This is a genomic window from Sphaerochaeta halotolerans (assembly GCF_003429665.1).
GTDB lineage: Bacteria > Spirochaetota > Spirochaetia > Sphaerochaetales > Sphaerochaetaceae > Sphaerochaeta > Sphaerochaeta halotolerans.
Window position 1 is genome coordinate 163,042 of the sequence record NZ_QUWK01000007.1, and the last position, 23,976, is coordinate 187,017.

General features: G+C 48.4%; 26 protein-coding genes and 2 tRNA genes. 20 read left to right on the top strand and 8 right to left on the bottom strand.

Translation table 11 applies throughout. From position 1 onward, the window contains the following. The first annotated feature begins 22 nt into the window (after positions 1-22). Entirely contained in the window at positions 23-955 is a 933-nt protein-coding gene (locus DYP60_RS08205) for a YitT family protein (protein WP_117330521.1), read from the top strand. Here the strand turns inward: DYP60_RS08205 and DYP60_RS08210 are convergent. Further along, positions 952-1,860: a nucleotidyltransferase family protein gene (locus DYP60_RS08210; protein WP_117330522.1), complete on the bottom strand. Its 909-nt coding sequence runs from the start codon at positions 1,858-1,860 to the stop codon at positions 952-954. The two genes, DYP60_RS08205 and DYP60_RS08210, sit on opposite strands and share 4 nt — an antisense overlap. Before the next feature lie 64 nt (positions 1,861-1,924). Here DYP60_RS08210 and DYP60_RS08215 point away from each other — a divergent pair, with 64 nt between their 5' ends. Then, a complete protein-coding gene (locus DYP60_RS08215; RefSeq protein ID WP_117330523.1) occupies positions 1,925-2,431 on the top strand; it encodes a hypothetical protein in 507 nt (168 codons plus the stop codon). On the opposite strand, the gene DYP60_RS08220 is transcribed toward DYP60_RS08215, so the two are convergent. Beyond that, positions 2,428-3,009, bottom strand: a complete 582-nt coding sequence (locus tag DYP60_RS08220; RefSeq protein ID WP_240622848.1) for a hypothetical protein — start codon at positions 3,007-3,009, stop codon at positions 2,428-2,430. The two genes, DYP60_RS08215 and DYP60_RS08220, sit on opposite strands and share 4 nt — an antisense overlap. 196 nt (positions 3,010-3,205) lie before the next feature. On the opposite strand from DYP60_RS08220, the gene DYP60_RS08225 reads away from it, so the two are divergent. Further along, positions 3,206-3,279: transfer RNA gene (locus DYP60_RS08225), tRNA-Arg, on the top strand. 16 nt (positions 3,280-3,295) lie between these two features. On the opposite strand, the gene DYP60_RS08230 is transcribed toward DYP60_RS08225, so the two are convergent. Then, entirely contained in the window at positions 3,296-5,422 is a 2,127-nt protein-coding gene (locus DYP60_RS08230; RefSeq protein WP_240622849.1) for a beta-glucosidase, read from the bottom strand. A gap of 76 nt (positions 5,423-5,498) precedes the next feature. Between DYP60_RS08230 and DYP60_RS08235 the strand changes: the two genes are divergently transcribed. From DYP60_RS08235 to rpoN, 6 genes are read left to right on the top strand one after another with little or no spacing between them, the layout of a single operon-like run. Beyond that, on the top strand, positions 5,499-6,299 hold the full coding sequence (locus DYP60_RS08235) for a TIGR00282 family metallophosphoesterase (RefSeq protein WP_117330526.1): 801 nt from the start codon (positions 5,499-5,501) through the stop codon (positions 6,297-6,299). 2 nt (positions 6,300-6,301) lie between these two features. Further along, the gene (locus tag DYP60_RS08240; RefSeq protein ID WP_117330527.1) at positions 6,302-6,718 is read left to right on the top strand and encodes a SoxR reducing system RseC family protein; all 417 of its coding nucleotides are present in this window, start codon (positions 6,302-6,304) and stop codon (positions 6,716-6,718) included. A 37-nt stretch (positions 6,719-6,755) separates the two neighbouring features. Continuing rightward, positions 6,756-7,292: an LPS export ABC transporter periplasmic protein LptC gene (lptC, locus tag DYP60_RS08245; RefSeq protein ID WP_117330528.1), complete on the top strand. Its 537-nt coding sequence runs from the start codon at positions 6,756-6,758 to the stop codon at positions 7,290-7,292. Beyond that, positions 7,289-7,912, top strand: coding sequence for an LptA/OstA family protein (locus DYP60_RS08250; RefSeq protein WP_117330529.1), 624 nt, complete (start codon positions 7,289-7,291; stop codon positions 7,910-7,912). The genes lptC and DYP60_RS08250 overlap by 4 nt, the downstream gene beginning before the upstream one ends. Then, complete coding sequence (gene lptB / locus DYP60_RS08255; RefSeq protein ID WP_117330530.1) at positions 7,905-8,648, top strand: LPS export ABC transporter ATP-binding protein; 744 nt, start codon at positions 7,905-7,907, stop codon at positions 8,646-8,648. The genes DYP60_RS08250 and lptB overlap by 8 nt, the downstream gene beginning before the upstream one ends. Beyond that, positions 8,648-10,051 (top strand): RNA polymerase factor sigma-54, encoded by a 1,404-nt coding sequence (gene rpoN, locus DYP60_RS08260; protein WP_117330531.1) that lies wholly within the window; start codon positions 8,648-8,650, stop codon positions 10,049-10,051. Before lptB ends, rpoN begins: the two co-directional genes overlap by 1 nt. Before the next feature lie 68 nt (positions 10,052-10,119). Here rpoN and DYP60_RS08265 read toward each other — a convergent pair whose 3' ends face one another. After that, positions 10,120-10,443 carry an HPF/RaiA family ribosome-associated protein gene (locus DYP60_RS08265; protein ID WP_237446280.1) on the bottom strand — a complete coding sequence of 108 codons (324 nt, stop codon included), beginning with the start codon at positions 10,441-10,443 and terminating at the stop codon, positions 10,120-10,122. Between the two features lie 211 nt (positions 10,444-10,654). Here DYP60_RS08265 and hprK point away from each other — a divergent pair, with 211 nt between their 5' ends. Genes hprK through holA form a run of 4 tightly spaced genes read left to right on the top strand, consistent with a single transcriptional unit; the run spans position 10,655 to position 13,556 of the window. Then, on the top strand, positions 10,655-11,638 hold the full coding sequence (gene hprK, locus DYP60_RS08270) for an HPr(Ser) kinase/phosphatase (protein WP_117330533.1): 984 nt from the start codon (positions 10,655-10,657) through the stop codon (positions 11,636-11,638). Next, positions 11,638-11,901, top strand: a complete 264-nt coding sequence (locus tag DYP60_RS08275; RefSeq protein WP_117330534.1) for an HPr family phosphocarrier protein — start codon at positions 11,638-11,640, stop codon at positions 11,899-11,901. The genes hprK and DYP60_RS08275 overlap by 1 nt, the downstream gene beginning before the upstream one ends. 3 nt (positions 11,902-11,904) lie before the next feature. Then, a complete protein-coding gene (gene lexA / locus DYP60_RS08280; RefSeq protein ID WP_117330535.1) occupies positions 11,905-12,525 on the top strand; it encodes a transcriptional repressor LexA in 621 nt (206 codons plus the stop codon). Beyond that, positions 12,522-13,556, top strand: coding sequence for a DNA polymerase III subunit delta (holA, locus tag DYP60_RS08285; protein WP_117330536.1), 1,035 nt, complete (start codon positions 12,522-12,524; stop codon positions 13,554-13,556). Before lexA ends, holA begins: the two co-directional genes overlap by 4 nt. Here the strand turns inward: holA and uvrC are convergent. After that, positions 13,553-15,406, bottom strand: coding sequence for an excinuclease ABC subunit UvrC (uvrC, locus tag DYP60_RS08290; protein WP_117330537.1), 1,854 nt, complete (start codon positions 15,404-15,406; stop codon positions 13,553-13,555). The two genes, holA and uvrC, sit on opposite strands and share 4 nt — an antisense overlap. A gap of 63 nt (positions 15,407-15,469) precedes the next feature. On the opposite strand from uvrC, the gene DYP60_RS08295 reads away from it, so the two are divergent. After that, positions 15,470-16,708, top strand: a complete 1,239-nt coding sequence (locus DYP60_RS08295; RefSeq protein ID WP_117330538.1) for an SPL family radical SAM protein — start codon at positions 15,470-15,472, stop codon at positions 16,706-16,708. A 78-nt stretch (positions 16,709-16,786) separates the two neighbouring features. Continuing rightward, positions 16,787-17,683, top strand: coding sequence for a 2-oxoacid:acceptor oxidoreductase (locus DYP60_RS08300; RefSeq protein WP_117330539.1), 897 nt, complete (start codon positions 16,787-16,789; stop codon positions 17,681-17,683). Here DYP60_RS08300 and thyX read toward each other — a convergent pair. Together thyX and DYP60_RS08310 are read right to left on the bottom strand one after the other, a co-directional pair. Then, positions 17,680-18,501: an FAD-dependent thymidylate synthase gene (thyX, locus tag DYP60_RS08305; RefSeq protein WP_117330540.1), complete on the bottom strand. Its 822-nt coding sequence runs from the start codon at positions 18,499-18,501 to the stop codon at positions 17,680-17,682. The two genes, DYP60_RS08300 and thyX, sit on opposite strands and share 4 nt — an antisense overlap. Before the next feature lie 68 nt (positions 18,502-18,569). Continuing rightward, entirely contained in the window at positions 18,570-19,292 is a 723-nt protein-coding gene (locus DYP60_RS08310) for a 16S rRNA (uracil(1498)-N(3))-methyltransferase (protein ID WP_117330541.1), read from the bottom strand. Positions 19,293-19,339: 47 nt separating this feature from the next. Between DYP60_RS08310 and DYP60_RS08315 the strand changes: the two genes are divergently transcribed. Next, positions 19,340-20,308: a lipoate--protein ligase gene (locus DYP60_RS08315; RefSeq protein WP_117330542.1), complete on the top strand. Its 969-nt coding sequence runs from the start codon at positions 19,340-19,342 to the stop codon at positions 20,306-20,308. Here DYP60_RS08315 and malQ read toward each other — a convergent pair. After that, positions 20,288-21,811 carry a 4-alpha-glucanotransferase gene (gene malQ / locus DYP60_RS08320; protein ID WP_117330543.1) on the bottom strand — a complete coding sequence of 508 codons (1,524 nt, stop codon included), beginning with the start codon at positions 21,809-21,811 and terminating at the stop codon, positions 20,288-20,290. The genes DYP60_RS08315 and malQ overlap by 21 nt on opposite strands. A gap of 106 nt (positions 21,812-21,917) precedes the next feature. On the opposite strand from malQ, the gene DYP60_RS08325 reads away from it, so the two are divergent. The 4 genes from DYP60_RS08325 to DYP60_RS08340 all read left to right on the top strand — a co-directional run bounded on the left by DYP60_RS08325 (position 21,918) and on the right by DYP60_RS08340 (position 23,833). Continuing rightward, positions 21,918-22,421: a CarD family transcriptional regulator gene (locus tag DYP60_RS08325; RefSeq protein WP_117330544.1), complete on the top strand. Its 504-nt coding sequence runs from the start codon at positions 21,918-21,920 to the stop codon at positions 22,419-22,421. Positions 22,422-22,425: 4 nt separating this feature from the next. Continuing rightward, entirely contained in the window at positions 22,426-23,238 is an 813-nt protein-coding gene (locus DYP60_RS08330; protein ID WP_117330545.1) for an IspD/TarI family cytidylyltransferase, read from the top strand. After that, positions 23,235-23,714 (top strand): 2-C-methyl-D-erythritol 2,4-cyclodiphosphate synthase, encoded by a 480-nt coding sequence (gene ispF / locus DYP60_RS08335; RefSeq protein ID WP_117330546.1) that lies wholly within the window; start codon positions 23,235-23,237, stop codon positions 23,712-23,714. The genes DYP60_RS08330 and ispF overlap by 4 nt, the downstream gene beginning before the upstream one ends. A gap of 34 nt (positions 23,715-23,748) precedes the next feature. Next, positions 23,749-23,833: transfer RNA gene (locus DYP60_RS08340), tRNA-Leu, on the top strand. Positions 23,834-23,976: the final 143 nt, after the last annotated feature.

Consider the following 23,976-nt stretch of genomic DNA (forward strand, 5'->3'; position numbering starts at 1 on the left):
TCAATCGAGCTATGCTATACACATGACTAAACGAAACTATCATCTGCTTGAACTCTTCTATATTATAGTGGGGTCCTTCCTCACTGCCGCAGGTGTTGCCCTTTTCTCCTCACCTGCAAGAATTGCCAGTGGTGGGGTAAGCGGTATTGCAATTATCATTTACCACACACTGCAGTTCGACACCGGTTTATCCATATTACTTCTCTCCATTCCACTCTTCTTGCTCGGGGTGGCCATATTTGGGAGACAATATGGAATGAAATCGCTGCTGGGAACCATCCTTCTCTCACTTTTCACCTCACTGATCAACGCATGGGTTGGCTATGACGGATTGCTGGATTATTCGAAAGATCTTTCGGTATTGCTCTCGGCAATTTCAGCTGGCGTCCTGATGGGATTGGGAGTGGGATTGGTACTCCGTAGTGGGGCAAACACTGGGGGAACAGACATCCTCGCCCAAATAGTTGCACGGTTCACCCCACTTTCCACGGGGACCGCACTGTTTCTTGTTGATGCAGTTATCATCGCTTCCAGTGCCTTCATTTTCTCACTTGAGATGGCATTATATGCAACCATGACCGTCTATATCGTAGGAGTGACCGTTGACAAGGTGGTGTTATCCTTTGGAACAAGGTCCGCAAAGACGGTCTTCATCATCAGTGAAAAACGACAAATCATCCAGGAACAGATTCTCAAGGAATTGGGACATGGAGGAACCATCCTCAATGGACAGGGGATGTTCACCGGGCTTGACCGACCGGTCATCATGACGGTAGTGGCAAACAACAAAGTGGGGGAGCTCACCAATATTGTGCACCGCTCTGACAAGCAGGCCTTCATGGTTGTACAGGAAGCATACAAGGTCCTCGGTGAGGGATTCACCCCCATCGAGGAAGCTGCTTGGGCAGGTTTATCAGATGTCACTCAAAAAAGAAGTAGAGTGAAACGTTCCTAGAGTTTCCAGAGCTTATCTGGGTAATATCCTGAAGACACCTTTTTGGCAAGCTCATGCTTCACAATATCCTTGTCCTCACTATACGTCATTCCGAACCAGCTCTCCTGGGTGGTATAGAAACGCATCTTTCCCTCCCCGTTTGTTACAATATTGCTGGCTCCATTGGGCAGATAACACTCAATCTTCTCACTGGTGATATGTTCCTTGATAAACGAATCCCAGTAGTGGTTAAAACTTTCGAAGGCTGTGGGTGAGAATCCGAAGAAATTCATGGAAACCCACTCTTTACCAGTAAGAACGATATCACCGGAAGGCTGGTGACTCACCACCTTATCCCCTTCATACCCTATCTTGGTATGCTCTTCCATGCTTACAAGATAGCCATCCTCGACATTACAGATAGCGCGACTGACCGTTCCACTCTTGCTCATCGTATGGTCAAGGACGTAACCCACCATGGCATGTTCTTTGCTTCCTGGCTCCAAGGCAGAGAGATGTTCAGCCAAGATGGCAAATGCCTCTCTACCATAGTAGTCATCGGCATTGATGACTGCAAAGGGTTCCTTCACAACGTTCTCCGCACAGAGAACTGCATGGATGGTTCCCCAAGGCTTTTTCCTGTTGCCGGCGAGTCGTATTTGTTCTTCAGAGAGGAGCGCATCTTGGCTCTGGAAAACATAGGTGGCATCCATATTGTTTGCAATACGGTCGAACAACCGCTCACGGAAATCCTTCTCAATATCCTTGCGTATGATAAAGACAACTTTCTCAAAGCCACTGCGATGGGCATCATAGACACCATAATCCAACAACGTCTCTCCATGGTTTCCTACGCTGTCAATCTGCTTGATGCCGCCATAGCGACTTCCCATACCAGCTGCCATTACCAAAAGTGTTGGTTTCATGCTTTCTCTCCTCAAATCTGTGCTCGGATGATTTTATTCTAGCTTCTCTGCCTAAGACAGTCAAATGAAAGGTACCAATACCCCAGGGCAAGCCCTGGACTCAGGAGGCGTTGCCTCCTTTTCCGCCCCAAGGGACGGGGTATCTCACCTTGCTTTCCCGGCACTCTCTCGGGAGAGGAACCTTCCTGCTGATTCCTTTCCTCTCGCTCCGTTGGTGAATGAAGAAACAGTGGTAAAACAGAGAGGCATGGAGTATGCTGTGTGCATGAACAATCGAGAATGGTACACAGAAGCGATGCGTTTCTGTCAGTTATCCAAGTCTTGCGCATCCTGTCCTTATCAGTTGCTGTCAGGTGGTATAGACGCACCTAGCAGCAATGATATACCCTGTTTTTCCTCCAAGGAAGCATTACTCGCTTTGGATGCATGGCTTTCCGAGGAATATGCATACAGCAATGATGATGTGGATATGGAAGAAGATGACCACCAGTGGCTCCAAGACCTCTTACGGGTCCAGTTCCATGAGGAAGAGAGCGAAGAAGACACGTTCTTCGACGATGATCTTTTCTAGATTACCTCAATACTCAGCTGAATAGCCGCTGAGTACCACCCTGTTGCGTAAAGGTCGGGATTGAAGTCAGGAATCTCAGCAAGAATATCCCCTGTCTCATAGAGGATTGTATCATTATTCCCATAGACTCCACGCACACCCAAATCCTTCTCCATGGCTTGTTGTCCAGCAACACTGACTGCCCTAGCGATATTGCTCGATACATGTACGGTAAAAGGTATTACTGACTCCTGCCCCTGGGGCAACGGTTCTCCCTCATCCAATACAAAAGCAAACCGTTCCTGGTTCCCATCTTCTCCAGGGCGAATGGCCAAACGGAATTTGCTGATGCTGTTATTGGAAATCAGTGTATAGGACCCTACCCTGATGATACTGTTCCTGCTGGCAGAAAGATTGAAATCAAGGGCCGCATCATTCTGTTCAACACGGAAGATTTCAGTAATTGGCATCCTGCCTTCAACTCTCACATTGGTAAACGGAAGCGGAGTCGCAGAAAGTACAGCTCCTTCTACAAGGAGGAAACATAGGATAGGAAGTATAAGCTTCAAGCGGAACTTCATCCGATTCCATTTCATCATACAGAAAGTGTAATAATGTGCATAACCCATGTCAAGAGTTATGAATATTCTTTCCCATTTCATGTAATAATCTAACAAAAAATACTCTTTTATTATTTATATATTATCATTTTATATCTATCCTACCTCATGTCATACGATTTCCAAGAGCTCCCCTTGACACTCCCCTTTCCTCTGCCGTAGGATACTGAAGAATGGGCTCGTAGCTCAGCTGGATAGAGCGTCTCCCTCCGGAGGAGAAGGCCGTGCGTTCGAATCGCGCCGGGCTCATCGTGAAAGGAAGTCATCAAGGCTTCCTTTCCTTGTATTCGACGGCCTGATGTAATCGAATATCCCTGCTACTCGAGCCGATTCTGATCTCATATTGCCCTTCATCACTGAATAACTGCCATGAGTCAACATCCCATCGAGAAAACGCCTCTGAAGAGACAGAAAACGCAACCTTTGTCTTCTCCCCTGCCTTGAGAAATACCTTCTTGAATCCTTTCAGCTCTTGCTTTGCTCGATAGACCTTGGGAACCAAGGGGTGTATGTAGAGCTGGGCTACCTCTGCTGCAGAAACAGCAGAGACATTTGCAAGCGAAAAGATGACTGAGAAACACCCATTGGCTTGCTCGGTTATCTTCAAATCTTCATAGGAAAAGGCAGCATAACTCAATCCATGACCAAAACAGTACAGTGGGGATGGCCCTTCACTGTCAAATTGACGGTAGCCAACCATAAGATTCTCTGTATAGTCTATGGAACTCACCTGGCGTACCTTGGGATCTCCCTGCCCCTTGTGGATTCGTGTGAGGGAGAAGGACGCATAGTCCGATGGGTAGTTGCGCATCGACCGGTAGTCGGAAAGCGAGAAAGCAATGGAAAACGGCAGCTTCCCTGAAGGAGAGACAGTTCCAAAGAGTATATCTCGCAAGGCCTCCGCCGTTGATGAGCCCAGATAAGAGGTCCAGAGGATTGCCGATATCTTGTCATTGAATGGGGTGAGATGGAGTGCTCCTCCACTCTGTACGATCAGAATGGTCCTCTTATTCAGCTTGCTTGCATGCTCAATCGAACGGAGTGTTGCACGATCGAGCTCCCATGGACGATCGTATGCCTCCGATTCTTCGATGTGGTTGAAACCAACAACCAGGACGATAGCATCAGAGGCGGCAACTTTTTTCCGGTATGAGGGGTTGCGGTACCAATGTCGAGGCAGGCAGGTTGCACGGGATTCCATTGATGAAGCAAAAGGTTTTGGTGGCTCGAGCAACTGAATCATCGACGAACCTCCGCCTTGGGCTACGCGGAAGGCATTGTCTCCTCCAATGCAGAGTTTCCAGGAAGGATTGAGGGGAAGCACTGGTCCTTCGTTTTTCAAGAGCACTACACTTTCACGTGCTACTTGCAACGCCGTTTTTCGATGGTTCGCATCCCCTACCTGTAGAACAGGATCGGCAAGAGGGCAGGTAAACAATCCAGCTTTTTCATACGCTGAGAGGAGATGAAGCACTTTCTTGTCGATTGCGTCTTCCTTGACTACACCTCGTCCAAGGGCATCCATAACGCGTTCTTTCTGCAGGTATTTGCCGCCTGGCATCTCCAAGTCGACACCAGAGGTGAGCACCCCATCTGTGCTGTACAGGGAATTCCAATCGCTGACAACCAGTCCATCAAACTGCCATTCTCCCCTCAGTATTCCCTCCAAAAGATAGGCATGCTCACTTGCATAGGTCCCATTGACTTGGTTATAGCTGGTCATCACCCCAAGCGAACCAGCATCCAATGCTTGTTTGAATGCAGGAAGATAGAGCTCCCTGAGTGTTCTCTCGTCAACCACAGAGTTGGATTTATGCCGGTCGTACTCGCTATTGTTACAGGCAAAGTGCTTCACTGTGGTAATGACGGGGTGCCTCTTTACCCCCAAGATGTATGCTCCCGCCATCTGACCGGTAAGAAAGGGATCCTCACCAAAATATTCAAAGTTCCTTCCACAAACTGGAACCCGTGCAAGATTCACGCCGGGGGCAAGCAGGACTCCGATTCCCAGCGCACGACACTCAGCCCCAATACGCTCCCCTACCTCGGTGATCAGCGGAGTATTCCAAGTCGCGGCCATGGCCACTGCTGCAGGGAAATCGGTTACCGGGGCATTCCACCCCCTGAGTCCAAGCGTTGCATCACTGGTCCATATCGGTTTCAAGCCAACACGCGCAATACCGGGGATACAGAACTCATCCTGTCCACTGAGCAAGGTAATCTTTTCTTCAAGGGTCAAGAGCGCAAGCAACTGTTTGGCTTTCGATGGTTCCTCACTCGGTGGTAGCTGGAGATCCATCGGCTCATAATCCTGCTGGATATCCCGACTTTTCAGCGTTCGCTGCATACGTAACTGGACCACACGTTTTCCCAACTTTGCAAACCATCGCATCACCACAGCACACCTCCGAAGGCCAGTATATCATGCACACTTGCCTTTGCATGGAAAAACTCGGTACTGTAGGTGCATGAGCATACGCGTACTCTTTTTAGGTGAGATAGTAGGAAGACCGGGGATCCAATGTGTCAAAGAAGCTTTACGACCATTGCGGACGGAAAAGTCCATCGATTTGGTTATAGCCAATGGGGAGGGAGCAACTGGAGGATTCGGCATTGGAAGAGCCCACAGCATGCAATTGCTGAAGTTGGGAATCGATGTAATCACCGGTGGAGAGAAAATCTACTACAAGAAAGACATGGTGGAGTTCATTGCAAAGAACCCCAGCATCCTCAGGCCGGCAAACTACCCTCAGCAAAACCCTGGAAGAGGTGTTCGTTTTCTAACAGTGAATGGCCAGGAAGTATGCGTAATAACCATTCTTGGCAATGCAGACTTCCCCCGCACCCATCTTTCCAATGCCTTCAGCCTCGCCCAACTGCTGGTGGACAAGGCGCTGGAAGAGGGAGCAATACCCTTGGTGCAGTTTCATGCTTCGCCTACTGCAGAAAAACTTTCCATGGGATTCATGCTGGATGGAAAGGCTGCAGCAGTCATTGGTACACATACAAAGGTGCTCAGTGCTGATGGGCGTATTCTCAAGGGTGGTACAGCCTACATCACCGACAATGGCCGCTGTGGCAGCCAAAGGAGTGTGGGAGGCTTCGACCCCACCACAGAAATCGAGAAACATATACTGCAGATTCCGGTTCGCAGCCAAGAGTGTTGGGACGACCTTGCCCTGGTTGGGGTGATGGTGGAGATTTCAGACGAGCAGAAGGCATCCTCCATCGAGGTTGTCCATATACCGGTAAAAAATGAAAGGACATAAGTATGTATGAAGTTGTGACGATTACTAAAAACATCTCACCTGACAAGGTAGAGGTTGTCTGCAATAGTTCTGCGTGTGAAGGATGCAAAGGATCGACATTCTGTAATACCAAGGGAAAAAAGTTTGAAGTTTGGAATGAAAACAAGCTTCTCCTTGATGAGGGCCAGGAAGTTGAAATCTTCCTTAAACCCTCAAGGACGATTGCAGGAACCTTGATTACACTCATTGCTCCCCTGTTGCTCTTCCCTATCGGCTACTTTTTGGCCGTTGCAGCAGGACTTGGTGAAGGACCTTCCTTCCTTATTGCCTTGGGTGGTATTGCATTGGGGTTCGTTGGCGTCTGGATCTATTTCAAGAAACAAAAGAACCACTACCTTCCTGTTGTAGCTTCCGCGCTCTCACAAGAGAGCGAAGATTGAGATTGCTCAAAAGATCAACGACGGGTATACTCAAGACATGAGAAAAAAGCTTCTTGGCATGATTCTTGCATCATTTCTTTTCCTATCCTGCTCCCTCTCCCCCGAGCAGGAGGCCTTCTCACGTTCTTTTACCCTTCCTGATCTCTCCTTGAGAAACGCAACCTATGTCCTGGACCGTGGCAATGAACCTCCGCTTTTTGTCATAGCCGATGAGATTGACCTTTATGATCAGACTCACAAAGCCATCATTCGTGGATTGCATTTTTCACAGAAAGATGAAGAAGGAAATCTAATACTCACTGGCCATGCTGAGTATGCAGAAGTCGATACCGAGTACTATGATGCTGAACTCTCTGGCTCTGTCACTCTGGAAAAATACCCAGAGCAACTGCTCATTGAAGCAGAAGCGTTGAGTTGGCTTGGACAAGATGAAACGCTTGTGAGCAAGGGAGAAAATCCGGTCACATTGCACTACGAAAATGACAAGAGTGTACGGGGGACGGGAATGACGGCAACCTTAGCTACCTTTACCGTCACGTTCAGCACAGTACTGGAGGGAGTGATATCCCAATGAAACGAATACGTATTATCATAACACTCCTTCTTTTGCCCCTCGTTTCGCTCCTTGCTGAGGAAATCTCCTTCTCCGGAGGCTCAACAAGCATGCGCATGCAACAGGGATTCGAGACCATCACGCTCTCTGAAGGCGCTTCCATCGTAAGTGGGTCGCTCCGCCTTGAAGCCGATACCATTGTCCTGACAGGAGAATCCTTTCGCTATGCTACCTGTTCAGGGTCTGTCAAATTATCTGATGAAGAACGTGGGATAACCTTGCAAAGCCAGAACCTCTACTATGACCGCCAAGAAGCGTTGATTATCATTGACGGATACTTGGAATTGGACGACCAAACCAATGAGGTGATTGCCTCTGCGTTCCACCTGGAGTTTACGCTTGACGATGGAATTGTCCTCTTGCAGGTCCAAGTCCGACTTTTCAAACACACTGAGAGCGGTGCAATGGTTTGTAAGGCTGATTCCTTACGCTTCAATCGTGAGAAACAGATGCTCAATCTTGAGGGGAATGCCACCATCGATTGGGATAAGGATCTCTACCAAGCCCAGAGGATTACAGTAGACCTTACTACTGAGGCCATTACAATGGAAGGAGCAATCAAGGGGGTTGTCAATGGATAAGTTCACCAGCCTTCTTGAAGTACGCAACCTGGCAAAATCCTATGGAAAAAAGGAAGTTGTAAAGGATGTTTCCTTCTCCATGCAATCTGGGCAGATCATCGGGCTTCTAGGCCCCAACGGAGCGGGAAAAACCACTACGTTTTACATGATTGTAGGATTTCTCAAGGCAAAGAAGGGTACCATTTTACTCAATGGTGAGGATGTGACTGAACTGCCGATGTACATCCGAAGCAAAAAGGGACTTGCCTACCTGCCCCAAGAGCCTTCCATTTTCCGAAAACTCAGTGTTGAGGACAATATCCGGTTGGTTGCCCAAACGAGAAGGGATTTGGACCATAGTGAGCAAGAAGAACGGGTTGAACAGTTGCTGCAAGAGTTTGGGATTGAGGAAATTCGATCCCAGAAGGGGTACACACTCAGTGGAGGAGAGCGTAGACGAACCGAGATTGCGCGTTCCTTGGCAAGCAATCCGCAGTTTCTCCTGCTCGATGAACCCTTTGCAGGAATTGACCCAAAGGCTGTATTTGAGATCAAGCAATTGATCAAGGCACTTGCAGCAAAAGGGATCGGTATCCTTCTCACCGACCATAATGTGCGGGACACGCTCTCCATCACTTCCTGCTCCTACATCATAAACGCAGGAACCATCCTGGTTTCGGGAGGAAAGCAAGAGTTGCTTTCCAACCAGATTGCAAGGGATATTTATTTTGGACAAGATTTCGGGGAGGACTCCTGATGGATTTTTCAGCACAGCTTTCACTCTCCCAGAAACAACAACTCAAGCTAAGCCCACAGATGCTTCAATCCTTCGAGTTGATGACGCTTCCGCTCACTGAGCTGCAACAACGAGTCAAGAACGAGATTGAATCAAATCCTGCACTTGAGATACCCTCGTCGTGGGAGATTTCCTATGAACGGTTTGCCCAACAGAAACAACAGAAAGAGTCCAGTGGAATCGATGACAGCTATTCAGATTCATCTGCCTACGGCAGCGACAGCCCCGGCTATGATACTGAGGCAAGTGACCGAAGGCAGAAGTTCATGGAAAATGCATTCTCCTCTGAAGAGACGCTCCAGGAGCACCTGCTCAGCCAGCTGGGGTGTGAGCCACTGAATGAAGAGGAGTACGTCGTTGGAGAACTCTTGATCACCAACCTTGATACAAATGGTTTTTTTACCGAGGAACTTGATGACTTGGTCCCGGCGCATCTCCAGAAACATCTTCCCAAACTCTTGACCACCATCCGCCAATTCGACCCCATCGGGGTTGGTGCTAAGGATTGGAGGGAGTCTCTCATCCTCCAGGCAAAGGCAAAGGGAATGAGAGGGGAAGAGCTTGGCCGTTTCACTGACTTGGTCATGGATAATCTGGAACTGATGCGAGCGAATAAACAAACCCAAGTTGCAAAGAACCTTGGCTTGACTATTGAGGAATTGGAAGGCCTCTGGACTTTCCTAAAAACATTGACACCGTTTCCCGGTCAAGGTTTTTCCAGTGGTCCAGAGCAGTATGTCATCCCCGATGTTTCCATCAAGCAGGAAGGGGGAGAACTGGTACTCAGAATGAATGACTCATCCCTCCCCGACCTGAGGATCAATGCGGAATTTGAACAACTTGCCCAAGAGGTAGGTGCGACTGACGAGGCAAAGAAAGCCCAGCAATACATCAACCAGCAGATCAAGGGTGCGAATGAACTGATTTTCCAGATACAGGTACGGAACCAAACGCTGTATAAGGTTGCCCAGGTCCTGCTCAGGGAGCAGAAGGATTTCTTCCTCCTAGGCCCCCAGTACATGAAACCACTTACCCAGAAGTTGGTAGCCCAGGAGATTGGGGTGCATGAAACAACCGTCAGCAGAATCTCCACTGCCAAATGGATTGATACAGACTGGGGAATTATTCCTATCAAGAAGCTCTTCAGCAGTTCCGTCGGTGCAGATGGGGCAGAGCACTCCAAGCAAGCTGTCAAGGAGATCATTAGGCAGATTTTGGAAGCACATGAGGGGAAAAAGGCTCTTAGCGACCAGAAAATCTCTGACCTGCTCAAGGAACGGGGAATATCAGTAGCGCGAAGAACTGTTGCAAAATACCGTAACGAGCTCAATATTGATCCATCGTTTATCCGAGGGAATGACTGACACCCCCTCCAAGCGTAATAATGGGGCGCCGAAGCGCCCCATCTCGTATTCCCAATAGATTAACGCTGTTACTTATGATCTGTAATCTTTCCTTTCTCCTTTCTTGCTACGGCCTCAATTTTGTCGGTTATCAGCTCGATACCCTCATAGAGTTCGTAGCAGTCATACGTGACCATCTTGACGGTACCCCAAGAAAAGTGAAGTTTTGCATCCAAATGAAACCCCTGTCCTACTGGTTCGCGGGTAATGGCAATATCCAAATCATGGATATACCCTTCTGCAAACTGTAGTTTCTGGAGTTTTTTGTCCAAAAATTCACGCGTTTCGTCGCTCGGGTTGTAACGGATGCCTCTGACTGTCAAATTCATAAGCCCTCCTTTGACTATGGTCATATAGTAAGGATAAGGCTTGGGCACTCAATCGTCAATGGACATTTGGCTCTGAGAAATAGTCATCTGCAAGGAAATACGACGTATCCATCAGTATTACAAACGTTTATTTATATCTTATCATCGCTTCTACAAAGACAATTCCCACGTTTTCCCCCTTGCGAAATCCTATCAACAATTGTATAGTAAAATGGTCTATAGTGAGGAGTTGATAATGACTGATTTTACTGTCTTGGATTTGTTGGACCTTGATTTAAAGGAACACAATCATCTGCGTCTTAGCTGTATTGCTGGACGTTCGGGGCTCTCCAAGCGAATAACTACCAGCAAAATCAGTAGGCCAGGGCTCCCTCTCAGTGGTTTTTTCGAGGAGTTCAGCAATAACTCGATTCAAGTTTTCGGGAAGGGAGAACGAGCCTACCTAGAGAAGCTTGAGACAGAGCAAAATACCGATAGCATAGACAAACTCTTCAGCTATGATATTCCTTGTTGTGTTTTCTGTGATAACAGTAATCCCAGTCCCCGTCTCATAGAACTCGCTGAGGAGACCGGAACTGCAATCCTTAAGACAGATCTCCTTTCCAGTGATTTTTCCCGACGACTGTACCAGACCCTCGATGAGGTATTTGCCCCGACCCAAACCATTCATGGAGTTCTTGTAGAAGTGTATGGGATTGGGGTCCTGATTACCGGAGAGAGTGGAGTTGGGAAAAGCGAAACTGCTCTGGAGTTGATTGAACGGGGACACCGTTTGATCAGTGACGATACTGTCAAACTGAGAAACATCAGTGACAACTACCTCATCGGTATGGGAGAGAACCCGTTGCTCGCCCACCACATGGAGCTGAGGGGACTGGGTATCATCAACCTGGCAAACCTCTACGGGGTTGGAGCTATCAGGGACCGAAAGCAGGTTCAGCTTGCTGTACACCTTGAACCGTGGGATGCACAAAAAAACTATGACCGGGTTGGCGAGGCAATATTGGAGGATATCTATTTGGGCATCGCCATTCCCAAGGTTATCATCCCGGTGAAACCAGGACGAAATATTCCAGTCATCATCGAGACTGCGGCCAGAAACGAGCGTCTGAAGAAACTCGGGTACTATTCGGCCAAGGAGTTTGACCAGAGTGTGCTCAAGTGGATGGAGAGTGAGTCGGCACGAAAAATGTACTATGTCAACGAGGAGACGCTGTGATGGTAACCAGGGAATTGAAGGTCTATAACCGAGCCGGCATTCATGCACGGCCAGCTGCATCGATTGTGAAGCTGGCCAATCAATACAAAAGTGATTTGTATCTGGAAAAAGATACAATGAAGATAAATGGGAAATCCATCATGGGAATCATCACCTTGGGAGCAACCCACCAAAGCTCCATCATTATGACGTGTGATGGACCGGATGAACAACAAATGGCAGATGCAATTGAGCATCTGTTTGAAAACAGGTTTGAGGAGTAGCAGATGCGCGAACTAACCGACCGACAAAAGGCAATAGCAACTTTCATCAGTTCGTACATCAAGGAGAACAACTATGCACCTTCCGTACGGGATATCGCTGACCACTTCCAGTTCTCAGTAAAAGCCGCCCATGACCATCTGAAAGCGCTTGAGGCAAAACAGGTAATTAAGACCACCGGAGGTATCTCCCGTTCCATTGAAGTGATTGGTGAAGAGTTCTTCCCGCGAGAAGAACTTATCCAAATCCCAGTACTTGGTTCTATTGCAGCAGGGGCCCCCTTGATGAGCGAGGAGAACACCGATTTCATGCTCAATATTCCTGCAACCATGTTGAGAACGACCAAAAACACCTACTTTGCTCTGAAAATTAGGGGAGAAAGCATGATTGAGGATGGAATCTACGACGGAGACATCGCCATTATCCGCAAGTGCGATGTAGCCGAACGTGGTGACATTGTGGCTGCATCCATTGGGGATGACCAACCGGGAATTACCCTCAAGGGCTATTATCCTGGCAAGGGAAGTGTTGAACTTCGCCCTGCTAATGCATCCATGGGCCCGATTATCACCCGTTCTTGCAAGATTCATGGCAAATTGCACCTTCTGATTCGGAACTATCAATGAGCGAGAGAGCATATCTTCTCCTTGGCCCAGAGACAGGGGCAAAAGAACAGGAACTAAGAGAGATTCGTGACCAACTGAGGAAAACCTATGGGGGGGAGGTTGAACTGAGCAGATTCTACCCCTTTGAAACCGAAAACGGGGAAATACTCACGGTATTGAACAACAACAGTCTGTTCAGTGATCATCGGATGGTCATCATAAGCCAAGCTGAGCAACTTGGTGCCTCCATGGTTGAGACTATTGCAAACTACCTTGCCCATCCGGTGGAAACCGCAACACTCATCATCATATCCAGCGAGTTCTATCTTTCACAGAAGATCATGAAGGCGATTCCCCAAAAAAACATCAAGACTTTCTATGACCTGCTGGAGAACCAGAAGTCTGAGTGGATCAGAACCTTTTTCAGAAAATTGGGAATATCCATCACCGCTGAGGGAATTGAACTCCTAATCGACTTGACCGAAGACAACACCCAGGAACTACGGTTAATCTGCAACCAGCTTGCCTTGTTCTGGCAGATTGACCAAAGAAAACGTCCCATTGAAGAAGAGGATGTCGAGACCTATATCTATCATAGCAGGCAGGAGGATGCATTCACCCTCTTCCCCTTGATTGCACGGGGAGACTTGAAACAGAGTCTGCAGTCACTGCACAGTATTCTTGGTAGTGGTGACAGCCAATGTTCCATTTTGTTGGTGAATGGATTGCTTTGGCAGTTCAGGAGGCTCTACTCCATCCTAGAGGCCCTCAGCAAGGGCAACAGTGAGAATGAGGCATATCTGCAAGCCCAGGTACAAGGGAAAAACAGCCCAATCAAGAAACCAAAGGACAAAACCACCTACCGTAGTGCAATTCAACGCTTTGACATTGATGCTGTCAGAAGGATTATTATTGCATTGGGAGAAGCTGACCTTGAAGTCAAGGAGTCTGGCAGTGAACTTACCAGCTTGGTGCTCGAACGTTTGCTCTACCGCATCATCAAGTGTGGGGGACGGCCGCTCCACAAAGCCAGCTTTGCATCGTTGACTTAAAGTGAAAGCTGGCTCAGGATCCGCTTGGCAACAGCAAGAGATATTCCTGCTTCCTTGCTCAAATCCTCAGCTGACTTAGCTAGGATGGATTCAAGGCTTCCGTACTGTTTCATCAGACGCTCACTCCGTTTCTTGCCGATCCCCTGCACTGATTCCAGTACACGGAAGGAAGCCTCACGACTCCTTGCCGCTTGGTTTGCACTGGTTGCGAACCGGTGACACTCATCCCGTACAGCAATAATCAGACGTAACGCCTCGTTGTCTTCAGGTAGCTGGAGATCCTCTCTCTCATCATCGAACACAATGGTCTCAAACTGCTCGGCAAGGCCAATAATCGGAATGTCCACCATCCCCAGTGCATCAAGGATCTCTCGAGCAGCATTGACCTGCCCTTGCCCACCGTCGATGATCAGGAGCCCTGGCCGTTCCAGATTCTCATTGAGAATTTTTGTATAGCGTCTGGCTACTGCTTCCCGTATGGATTCATAGTCATCAATCCTACCTTCAAGACTCTTGATGTTGTACCTGCGGTAGTTTGGTTTGTCTGGATTACCGTTGCGAAAGGAGATAAGGGATGCAACGGTGTATTTACCACTCAATTGGGCAACATCGAACCCTTCGATAAGGGTTGGAGGGGAGGCAAGATCCAAGATATCCGCAAGCTCCTCCAAGGCCCTGGTGTTGTCCTTGCTCTTCAGTCGCTTTTCCACATCCCGGCTGGCATTTTCCCTTGCCATACGGAGAATTCTGTAGTGTTTTCCATCGATGGGGAGATTCACTTCCAGTCTCCCCCCCAGCTGTTCAGTAAAGTAACGCCTGATCAATTGCACATCAATTTCGTGGGAGACATAGAGGAACTGGGGAAGCTTCTGACCATCTGCATAGTACTGTATCAGGAAGTCCAACAAGATTTCAGTTTCCTCTCCAAGCGTCTCTGCACGATATAATGCTCGGCCGATCAACTGGCCATCACGCATTTGCATCAAGCTGATGGTGCACAACGGCCCACGCATCTCGATGGCGGCATAGTCACGACTCTCACTGGCAAAGTCCTGTACCTGCTGCCCTACCTGTGTGGTCTTGATGGCTGTTATCTGGTCACGCTTGGTTGCTGCTTCCTCAAAATTCAGTGCCTTGGAAGCTTGAACCATCTCATCCTGCAACCTCGCAAGCAGTGCATCGGTTTTTCCTTCCAGAAGATTCCTCACCGCAGTGATGGATTTCCCATACTCCTGTTCACTGACCAGGCCAGCACAGGGTCCCAAGCAGAGTCCAATATGGTAGTACAAACAGGGTTTTTCCCGCTTTCTGAGTGGGGTGGAACACCTTCTCAAGGGAAAGAGTTTTGCGATCAGATCAAGATAGAGATCAAGTTTTCCTGCATCAGGATAGGGACCATAGTAAGAGGAACCATCATCGATGAGCCGACGGGTCTTGAAGACCTTTGGGAACTTTTCATTGGTGATTCTGATCATTGGATAGCTTTTGCCATCCTTGAGAGAGATGTTGTAGTGAGGTGAGTACTTCTTGATGAGATTGTTCTCAAGTACCAATGCCTCATATTCGTTTCCGGTTATAATATATTCGATGGAAGCAATCTTTCTCACAAGCGCAGCAGTCTTTGCACTCCTGTTTGCAAGGAAGTAGCTAGTTACCCGTTTTCGTAGATCCTTCGCCTTTCCGACATAGATGATGAGTCCCTTCTCATCACGCATCAAATAGACGCCACTGGCATGGGGCAATTCCCGTGCCTGCATCTGGGGACTTACGTTTTCCGCGGCAACACTCCCGAGGCTCTCTACCTCACTGGCAGAAGTATAGTGTGCTGCTTCATCTCGCTTTTTCTTCATACTGCTTTGAAGCATATCCAGACAGTCTTGTTTTGGCAATGCTCAATCACTACAATACCAGCTATGGATCATCCCCTTTTTGCAACCCTACCACCTGAGGAACAACGCTACCTCACCCATCTTGATGAGCGTTACCACTTCAGCTTCCAACAGCAACGACAGCTCATCGAAAGCGCCTGTGACCTTGCTATGTGGCAACTGGGTCCTTTGCAGGACTGGATTGATGAAGAGAACGTAGCAACATTGCAGGGGAAGGCCAGGACAAAAACCTTGATTGCAAACCACCTCCTCCTCATGCAACAGGAACGGGGGAACCCAACCAACTACCAGGATTTTGTTCCTGATACCCGTCTCCCTGACAAGTACAAGAGTCTTTTTGTCTCCTCTGACACCCTGATGGGCAGGTGCCCCTGTCCGGTAGAGGGGGAAAAGACCCGTTGCTGTAATCTCAAGACCCTCGACGTGGTACAACAGTGTGCGTTCGGCTGTTCTTACTGCTCGATTCAATCGTTTTACAACAAACATGAGGTCAAGGTAGTGGAGAATCTTTCAAACCGATTGCAGGAGCTTGTACTGGATGAGGATACTTGGCATATCGGCACCGGGCAGAGCAGCGATTCCCTCCTATGGGGGAATAACTACGGGACTCTCGACGCACTAGCCATCCTTGCGAGTCGCTATCCCAATCTCATCATAGAGCTCAAGACGAAGAGCAAAAGAAGTGACTATCTCAGCCTCAATCTGCCTCTCAATATTGTTTCCACCTGGTCTCTCAATGCTCCTACGATTATCGAGAAAGAGGAACATCTGGCCGCTACACTCCGCGGGCGGCTCGATGCAGCGAGAAGAGCGAGGGACAAGGGGAGAATCATAGGATTCCACCTTCATCCCATGGTGTACTTCAAGGGGTGGCAGGAGGAGTATGGCGCGCTTATTGAGGCTGTAACAAGCATGTTCCTCCCCGATGAGTTGATGATGTTCTCCCTTGGAACCCTTACATTCACGAAGGCAGTACTGAGACAGCTACGCACTGACCACTATCCAACTCGGGTATTGGATATGGAGCTCACTCCAGCGGCAGGGAAATACTCCTACCCACTTGAGACCAAACGAAGAATGTTCTCATTTGCCTATGAGCAGTTTCCTTCCAGTTGGAAGCAAGGCTCTCCCTTCTTTTACCTCTGCATGGAGGACCCTTCGCTCTGGGAGCCAACCTTTGGCTATTCCTATTTAAACGACAAGGCGTTTGAAGCAGCAATGAAAACCTCGTATCAAACATGTCTAGAGAAACACAAGTCATGATTCAGTATTTCTCTTGAGCACAAAAGAGAACAGTAGTACACTCAACATACTAACACCTTCAATACTAGAGGTTCTTTTATGAGTAAGCGCAATGATGCGGTACGAGTGTATGACATAGCACCCTACAAACAAATATTCCCCTATATCATGCAAAAGAGGTCTGAGTCATTGGTGTACCAGAACATGGTACTTGACCTTACCAACACGATACATTTCATCAAACACCATAAGAGTCCTGACGGGCGTTCCTACCGGGTGTTTGAGGTGTTCCTTGCAGCAATTATTAGAACGATTGCTCTCAGACCGGAACTGAATCGATTTGTAGCAAACTACCGATTCTGGCAACGGAAGGATATCTCTTTGAACTTTGTTGTCAAGGAGGCTTACAGCGATGATGCCCCTGAGCACAGCATGCCGCTGTATTTCTCCCCTAATATGACGCTTGATGAAATAGCGAGCATTGTGAACCAAGCCATCATTGATCAGAGGCAAACTGAAGCAACAAATTTCACTGACAAGGCCATTCAGTATTTTCTTCACTTTCCCCAACCGATTATACGCTTGGTATTAGGAACAGCAAGGCTTCTCGACCGATATGGAAAAGCTCCCAAGGCGCTCCGCGATGCCGATGGATTACACACATCCCTGTTTGTCAGCAATTTGGGGAGTATCGGTCTGGGTGGGGGAAGCCCACACCATCATCTGTATGAGTGGGGAACAACAAGTGTATTCGTTACCATGGGGTTACTCAGAAGAACCCGCCATACAGAGGGAACAAGAACGATGTATAAAGATACCATGGAAGTAGGTTTCACCGTCGATGAACGAATCACCGACGGGTACTACTTCACACAGTCAATTAAATTGTTCCAATCCTTGTTGCAGGATCCAAGACCGTTGCTTTATCGACCTGACGAGCTTCCATCGCTCCCCTTGAGCAAGCGGGCTTACAAGAAAAAGTTGAAGCAATCCTAGTCAAGCTTCTTTTCAAACAGGTCCAAAGCTCTTCCAGTGAGCGGGTTCGCTTCACCCTTGAGCATGGATTTGATTGCTTTCATTTCACTTTTACTGAACTGTTTTCCCCCAAGCTTGTGCTCCTCGAATGCTTCAGTGGCAATCGGGCAGACCTTTTTCACCAGTTCAAGGATGGTCTGGGCATAGATGCGGATTTCATACTGTGCATGGGCATCAAGACGGAGCTGCAGGAAGTGGAACAGATTATGGAGATCCATCTGCCAATACCATTCGGTATAGAGGCTCAGGGGAAGATCAATGCGACTGAGTTCCCTTGCGATTCCCATATCCAGAAGCTTCTGGTAGGTATCATAACTCCGCTTTTGGTCTTCACTAAGAAGAGAAAGTACCTGCTTTGCCATCTCTTCATCGACTGGCTCAGCAGTTCTCCCTTGCTTGTTGTCATCGCTCTGGAAGTTAATGTGGGAGGGATCAGGTTTGTAGCATTCATCACTCATGACACTATAGCGCCCACTGATCTCATTCACCCTGCCGGTACGGTGACGAATCCACTGCCTGGCAACAAAAATTGGCATCTTTACATGAAAGGTGAAGTTCACCTGTTCAAAGGGAGATGTGTGGTCATTCCTCAGCAGGTAGTTGATCAAGCCCTTGTCCTGTCGGTAGGTCTTGGTCCCACTCCCGTAAGAAACCCGTGCGCTCTGTACAATACGATCATCACTTCCCAAGTAATCGACCAAGCGGACAAAACCATGGTCTAGTACGGGAAATTCCTTATCCAAAATCTCTTCAGCAGCGCTGACGATGCAATGTGCCATAATGATAATACTCCTTTCGGTTTCTGGAATACTGCCATGGTACAGGAATATCCCACGCTGGGCAACTTCTAGAGCAGGCCCATCCTACCAAGCAAAATAGCTACTCCTGCACTACAGGCTGTTTCCGTTCTCAAGATTCTTTTTCCCAGTGATGCGAACTGAAACGCATGTTCCCTAAAGAGCGTTCGCTCCCGATCACTGAACCCTCGCTCTCCTCCAATCGCCAATACGGCCGGTTGGTTTTCTTCTAGCTGCAGCATTGAGAGCGGTATGCCATCCCATACATTATCAAGGACAATCCGCTTCGCATCGGGAGGAAGCAGGCCAATAGCTTCCTTGAGGGATGAGGCAAACTGCACAGAACTAACCCCACTCTGCCCACTTTGCATTGCTCCATCGAGGAGGATGCTTTTGTATTCTCCACTGGTGTAGAGATTGGCTTGTGCATAGGATTTCTCAGCAGTATCGGTTGTACAGAGAATGAGAGAACCAACACCGAGGCTTACCGCTTCCCTGAGAATCCTCCTCATGCTGATTGGTCTGACTTGTGCAACGATGAGGGTTACTGGGTAGAGTTTGGATGCCTGCTCATCTTCCACTTCATAGGTGAAGGAAATGCCTTTCTCATCCATCTTGGTTATGGTAGCCAACCCCTTGCTTTTGTTGACAACACCCGCTTGGAAGGTATCACCAACTCCAAGGTGCAGGATTTTCTTGATATGGCGAGCCCTATGGTCTTTCATAGGGAGCTCATTCATTGGTTCCAGTGAGGAAAAGAGGATGATGTTCATACCGGGCACTATAGCATAAGGGACCGGAAAAACGGTAGACTGGCGCCATGAAGAATGCAATCTACTTGGCAAAATCGCACGACTGTGCAGCTAACCTGGCAGGAGAGGCATACCTAATGAGTCTGCCCCATGAGCATGTGTTGTATCTCTGGGTGAATGATCCCTGCATCGTGATTGGGCGGTACCAAAACCCCTTCAACGAATGCAACCTACAACGCATGGATGATGAGGGTGTTCAACTCGTACGAAGGCAGAGCGGAGGAGGTGCGGTCTACCATGACCAGGGCAACCTTTGTTTCACCTTGATCGGGGACAAGGAGCAGAGCAGTAAAGAGGAAAACTTTGCTCTGATTATCAAGGCACTGGCTACCCTCTCTCTTGATTGTGAGCTTTCTGGTCGCAATGACATTCTTCTGAATGGGAAAAAGATCTCCGGTAATGCATTCCAGACAACTGCTACCAAATTTTGTCACCATGGAACGTTGCTTATCAGCAGTGATTTGTCGGTAATGGGGAATTACCTCACCCCGAGCTCCACCAAGCTTGCTTCCAAGGCGGTGAAATCCGTAGCTTCCCGAGTAGGAAACCTGAAGGAAGGCAATCAGGAAATTACCAATGAAATGGTGCAGGATGCGTTGATCGAGGCATTCAAGGAAATGTACGGGGAGGCAGAGGTCCAAGAAATCGACTTCACCACCTTCCCTGCTGCACAACAGAATTATCACCGATTCGGTGACCGCTCACAAATTCTCAAGGAGACTCCACAGTTCACCCATTCGTTTACCCATCGATTCCCATGGGGCGAGGCAGACTTCAGGATCCTTGTGGAACAAGGTGTAATCCGAGACATCCTCATGTTCACTGACAGTCTCGACACTTCAATTGTCTCCCGTATCAAGGCAATCCTGATCGGGGTGCCGTATGAGCGGCATGCGATAGAGGCGGTACTGAACAAAAGTGAGCAGGGCGATTGCACTGACCTGCTCACCTACTTGCTAGATTCCTTCTCGTCCTGATAGTTCAATCAGGGATTTGAGTCTCTCAATTCTCCACTCTACCGGATGGAGGTTTTCTGCTCTCCAGCTCCAATTGCTCACCCCACAGGTGCTGGGAATATTCATTCTTCCCTCCGCTCCAAGTTCAAGCCAATCCTGCATGGGAAGAATGGCATCCTTCGCGTGTGAGAGCAACATATGCCTAATCAACTGCCATACAACCTGGTCATCGGGGCACTCCAGGTAGCGCCTCACGGCATCCCCAGTCTGTTCATCCAGGGACTCATACCATCCTCTGGAGGTGTTATTGTCATGGGTGCCGGTATAGATGACACTGTTGTGTTCACAGTTGTGGGGCAGGTAGGTATTGTTGGCATCAAGCTTCCCCTGCTCTACAGAGAAGGCAAACTGAAGGATTTTCATGCCAGGGAAGCCGTTGGAGATCCTGAGTTCATCCACATCCTCGGTAATCACTCCCAGGTCCTCAGCAATAATGGGAAGCTCCTCCCCTAGGTGCGCTTTCAATGCGGAGAAGAACTCTTTGCCTGGGGATGGCATCCAGGTACCATGTATGGCAGTCTTTTCCCCTTTGGGGACCTCCCAATATGCAGCGAATCCACGGAAGTGGTCGATTCTGATTATGTCACACATCTCCAAGGTCTTTTCTATGCGCTTGATCCACCAGGAAAACTGCTGCTTCTTATGGGCTTCCCAATCATAGACAGGGTTTCCCCAAAGTTGTCCCTCATCAGAGAAGGCATCTGGAGGCACTCCGCTGGAAGCGGTCTGTCTGCCATCTTCATCCATTTTAAACAAATCCCTATGTGACCAGGCATCCACGCTGTCTGGAGCAACAAAGATGGGAATGTCTCCAATGATTTGGATTCCCTTCTTGTTGGCATATTGTTTGACATTTGCCCACTGCGTGTAGAAGAAATACTGTTGTACCTGTATGTTCTCAATCGCTTTTGCGTGCTCCTTCTTGAGCTGGTGCAACGTAGTATCTTCCCGTAGCCTTACTTTCTTGGGCCAGATTTCAAACCAGCGAGAGTCATGGTAGGTTCTACAGAGTACTTGGTAGAGGGCATAGTCCTCCAACCACCACTGGTTTTCCTTTACAAATTGCTGGTACGTTTCCCTCTCTTTCTTTGCTGCCTCAGCAATAAAGGTCGCTGCTGCCTGCTCCAAAAGCGGTTCCTTGTAGTTGCGCACACTACCGTACTCTACCCGGCCGGAGGGAAAATCTGGATGAAAGAGTACATCTTCCACATCCAGATACCCTTCATAGGCGAGTGTCCTGAGATCAATCAAGAGCTCATTTCCTGCAAACGTTGATCGTGCCGCATAGGGGCTGTCCCCGTAGCCGGTAGGACCGAGGGGGAGGATTTGCCAAAGGCTCGCTTTCGCTTGGGAAAGAAGGTCGATGAATGAAAAAGCCTCATCACCCAGTGACCCGATTCCGTGAGGAGAGGGAAATGAAGTCGGGTGCATCAATACACCACAGCGTCGTATTTTAGGTTTCATGATTCAAACTATATAGTATTCCTTTGCTGTTGGCTATCATTCAGCAAGGAAGAGTTTGTTTTTGGGCGTTCTTGTTCTAACATGGAAAATAGGATATACTTGTACTATGAATTCAGCCCAGGAACCAAAACAATTTGCCATCGGAGAACATGTAGTATACCCTCTCCAAGGCGTAGGCGTCATCAAGCGTATAGAAGAACGAATGTTCAGAGGCGTCGCTACGATGTATTACGTGATCTACCTTGATATCTCTGATATGACGGTAATGATTCCTGTGGACAAGTCCGAGGAGATGGGCATTAGACCAATCGTTGCGGAGAAGGAAGCGAAGCAGGCGATTGAGTCTATTTCCAGTAAGTATGACCCAATGCCGGTAGACTGGAAGGTCCGGTACCAGATGAATGTGGACCTGCTCAGGCAGGGTTCCATTACATCCATTGCGAAGGTGGTACAAGCACTCTATCATCGCAGCAAGATCAAGGAACTGCCGGTACAAGAGCGGAAGCTCTATGACAATGCACTTCGGTTATTGATCGACGAGATCTCGTTTGCCTTGAAGAAAGACAAGAAAGAGATCGAATTGCTTGTATTCTCCAAACTGGAGAAATAGGTTTATGAATTTTCCTCAACACGCAGTAATTGTGACCGCTGCCGGCAGCAGCGATCGTTTCAATGTGAACAAGCAACTTGGTGTCAAGAAGGAATATCTTTCCATCGATGGCCATACAGTGCTTTACCGTTCTGTTGCTCCGTTCCTTGAAGTTCCTGGGTGCCAGGTTATCATGGTTACTCATCCCGAAGGTATGGCTGACCAGTGTGCGGTTGCATTGGAGGATCTTCTACAGCAGAATATGGTCCCCATTATTCTTGTACCCGGGGGGGACAACCGACAAAAATCAGTCTACAACGCATTGCAGATGCTTGCATCAATGACTTTGGCGGTAGACTTCGTTGCAATCCATGACGGAGCCCGTTGTTTCCTTACCCCTGATTTGGTGATCAAGACACTTGCAACGGCTACGGTCTTCCGTGGTGCAGTCCCCGCCCTGCCTGCTACCGATGCCCTGAAAATCATTGATGACAATGGACTTATTACCCACCACATAGACCGTACCCATGCTGTAGGAGTTCAGACTCCACAGATTTTCAAATACCCAGAGATATGGGAAGCCCATCAGGCAGCAAAAGACAGTACCACTTCCTATGTGGATGATACACAGATCTTCACTGATTATGGACAGACAGTGGGTATTTGTGAAGGAACCCGGGAGAACAGGAAGATCACATATATCGAGGATATTCCTGATGCAGAACAGCAGATAGAGGAATACCTCCAGAACCTTGAGGAAGGCAAACGCAGCGCACTAGCTGCAAAAGCACTCCACCAAGCCATGGATGAGGTACAGAGGGAGCAACAAACGCAATGAGGATTGGCACAGGTTGGGATGTACATCGTCTCGCAGAAGGAAGGAAATTTATCCTTGGTGGCATAATCATTCCCAGTGAACGGGGTGAGGTTGCTCACAGCGATGGGGACGTTCTCACCCATGCAATCATTGATGCAATCCTTGGAGCGTTGGCGAAAGGGGACATTGGGTCTCACTTCCCCGATACTGACCCAGCTTTCAAGGATGCTGACAGCCTGCAGTTGTTGTCACGAGTACTGGAAGAAGACCTCCCTCCCTACTCCATCGAGAACATCGATACCACGGTCATTGTCCAACGTCCCAAGCTCCGTGAGCATATTGATGCAATCAGGGAGAACTTGGCGAATAAGATGCACCTCGAAATCAGTCAGGTTTCAGTCAAGGCGAAGACCGCCGAGGGAATTCTTGGTGAGCTTGGTACAGCCGAAGCGGTCATGGCCCAAGCTGTTGTCTTGATTTCCCAGAATCCTTGTTGACACAATCCAAACAAATATTCTATAGTTGCCCTGCGCCCAGATGGCGGAATTGGTAGACGCACTAGGTTCAGGTCCTAGCGGTCGTTAAGACTGTGCAAGTTCAAATCTTGTTCTGGGCAGAAAGGCAAACCTTTTACTATAAAGGGTTTGCTTTTTCTTTTGTTACAAGATGGCTGCCTTACACCTGCATATGGTTCCCAAAAACGGTCAGTGATGCGCTGAAAAACGGCCACTGAGCGGAGCAAACACGGCCAGCTGAAAA

Excerpts from the sequence above, each read along its gene's own strand:
- DYP60_RS08205 (WP_117330521.1), top strand. The coding sequence starts at position 23 with ATGACTAAACGAAACTATCATCTGCTTGAACTCTTCTATATTATAGTG.
- DYP60_RS08210 (WP_117330522.1), bottom strand. The coding sequence starts at position 1,860 with ATGAAACCAACACTTTTGGTAATGGCAGCTGGTATGGGAAGTCGCTAT.
- DYP60_RS08215 (WP_117330523.1), top strand. The coding sequence starts at position 1,925 with ATGAAAGGTACCAATACCCCAGGGCAAGCCCTGGACTCAGGAGGCGTT.
- DYP60_RS08220 (WP_240622848.1), bottom strand. The coding sequence starts at position 3,009 with ATGATGAAATGGAATCGGATGAAGTTCCGCTTGAAGCTTATACTTCCT.
- DYP60_RS08230 (WP_240622849.1), bottom strand. The coding sequence starts at position 5,422 with ATGCGATGGTTTGCAAAGTTGGGAAAACGTGTGGTCCAGTTACGTATG.
- DYP60_RS08235 (WP_117330526.1), top strand. The coding sequence starts at position 5,499 with ATGAGCATACGCGTACTCTTTTTAGGTGAGATAGTAGGAAGACCGGGG.
- DYP60_RS08240 (WP_117330527.1), top strand. The coding sequence starts at position 6,302 with ATGTATGAAGTTGTGACGATTACTAAAAACATCTCACCTGACAAGGTA.
- lptC (WP_117330528.1), top strand. The coding sequence starts at position 6,756 with ATGAGAAAAAAGCTTCTTGGCATGATTCTTGCATCATTTCTTTTCCTA.
- DYP60_RS08250 (WP_117330529.1), top strand. The coding sequence starts at position 7,289 with ATGAAACGAATACGTATTATCATAACACTCCTTCTTTTGCCCCTCGTT.
- lptB (WP_117330530.1), top strand. The coding sequence starts at position 7,905 with ATGGATAAGTTCACCAGCCTTCTTGAAGTACGCAACCTGGCAAAATCC.
- rpoN (WP_117330531.1), top strand. The coding sequence starts at position 8,648 with ATGGATTTTTCAGCACAGCTTTCACTCTCCCAGAAACAACAACTCAAG.
- DYP60_RS08265 (WP_237446280.1), bottom strand. The coding sequence starts at position 10,443 with ATGACCATAGTCAAAGGAGGGCTTATGAATTTGACAGTCAGAGGCATC.
- hprK (WP_117330533.1), top strand. The coding sequence starts at position 10,655 with ATGACTGATTTTACTGTCTTGGATTTGTTGGACCTTGATTTAAAGGAA.
- DYP60_RS08275 (WP_117330534.1), top strand. The coding sequence starts at position 11,638 with ATGGTAACCAGGGAATTGAAGGTCTATAACCGAGCCGGCATTCATGCA.
- lexA (WP_117330535.1), top strand. The coding sequence starts at position 11,905 with ATGCGCGAACTAACCGACCGACAAAAGGCAATAGCAACTTTCATCAGT.
- holA (WP_117330536.1), top strand. The coding sequence starts at position 12,522 with ATGAGCGAGAGAGCATATCTTCTCCTTGGCCCAGAGACAGGGGCAAAA.
- uvrC (WP_117330537.1), bottom strand. The coding sequence starts at position 15,406 with ATGAAGAAAAAGCGAGATGAAGCAGCACACTATACTTCTGCCAGTGAG.
- DYP60_RS08295 (WP_117330538.1), top strand. The coding sequence starts at position 15,470 with ATGGATCATCCCCTTTTTGCAACCCTACCACCTGAGGAACAACGCTAC.
- DYP60_RS08300 (WP_117330539.1), top strand. The coding sequence starts at position 16,787 with ATGAGTAAGCGCAATGATGCGGTACGAGTGTATGACATAGCACCCTAC.
- thyX (WP_117330540.1), bottom strand. The coding sequence starts at position 18,501 with ATGGCACATTGCATCGTCAGCGCTGCTGAAGAGATTTTGGATAAGGAA.
- DYP60_RS08310 (WP_117330541.1), bottom strand. The coding sequence starts at position 19,292 with ATGAACATCATCCTCTTTTCCTCACTGGAACCAATGAATGAGCTCCCT.
- DYP60_RS08315 (WP_117330542.1), top strand. The coding sequence starts at position 19,340 with ATGAAGAATGCAATCTACTTGGCAAAATCGCACGACTGTGCAGCTAAC.
- malQ (WP_117330543.1), bottom strand. The coding sequence starts at position 21,811 with ATGAAACCTAAAATACGACGCTGTGGTGTATTGATGCACCCGACTTCA.
- DYP60_RS08325 (WP_117330544.1), top strand. The coding sequence starts at position 21,918 with ATGAATTCAGCCCAGGAACCAAAACAATTTGCCATCGGAGAACATGTA.
- DYP60_RS08330 (WP_117330545.1), top strand. The coding sequence starts at position 22,426 with ATGAATTTTCCTCAACACGCAGTAATTGTGACCGCTGCCGGCAGCAGC.
- ispF (WP_117330546.1), top strand. The coding sequence starts at position 23,235 with ATGAGGATTGGCACAGGTTGGGATGTACATCGTCTCGCAGAAGGAAGG.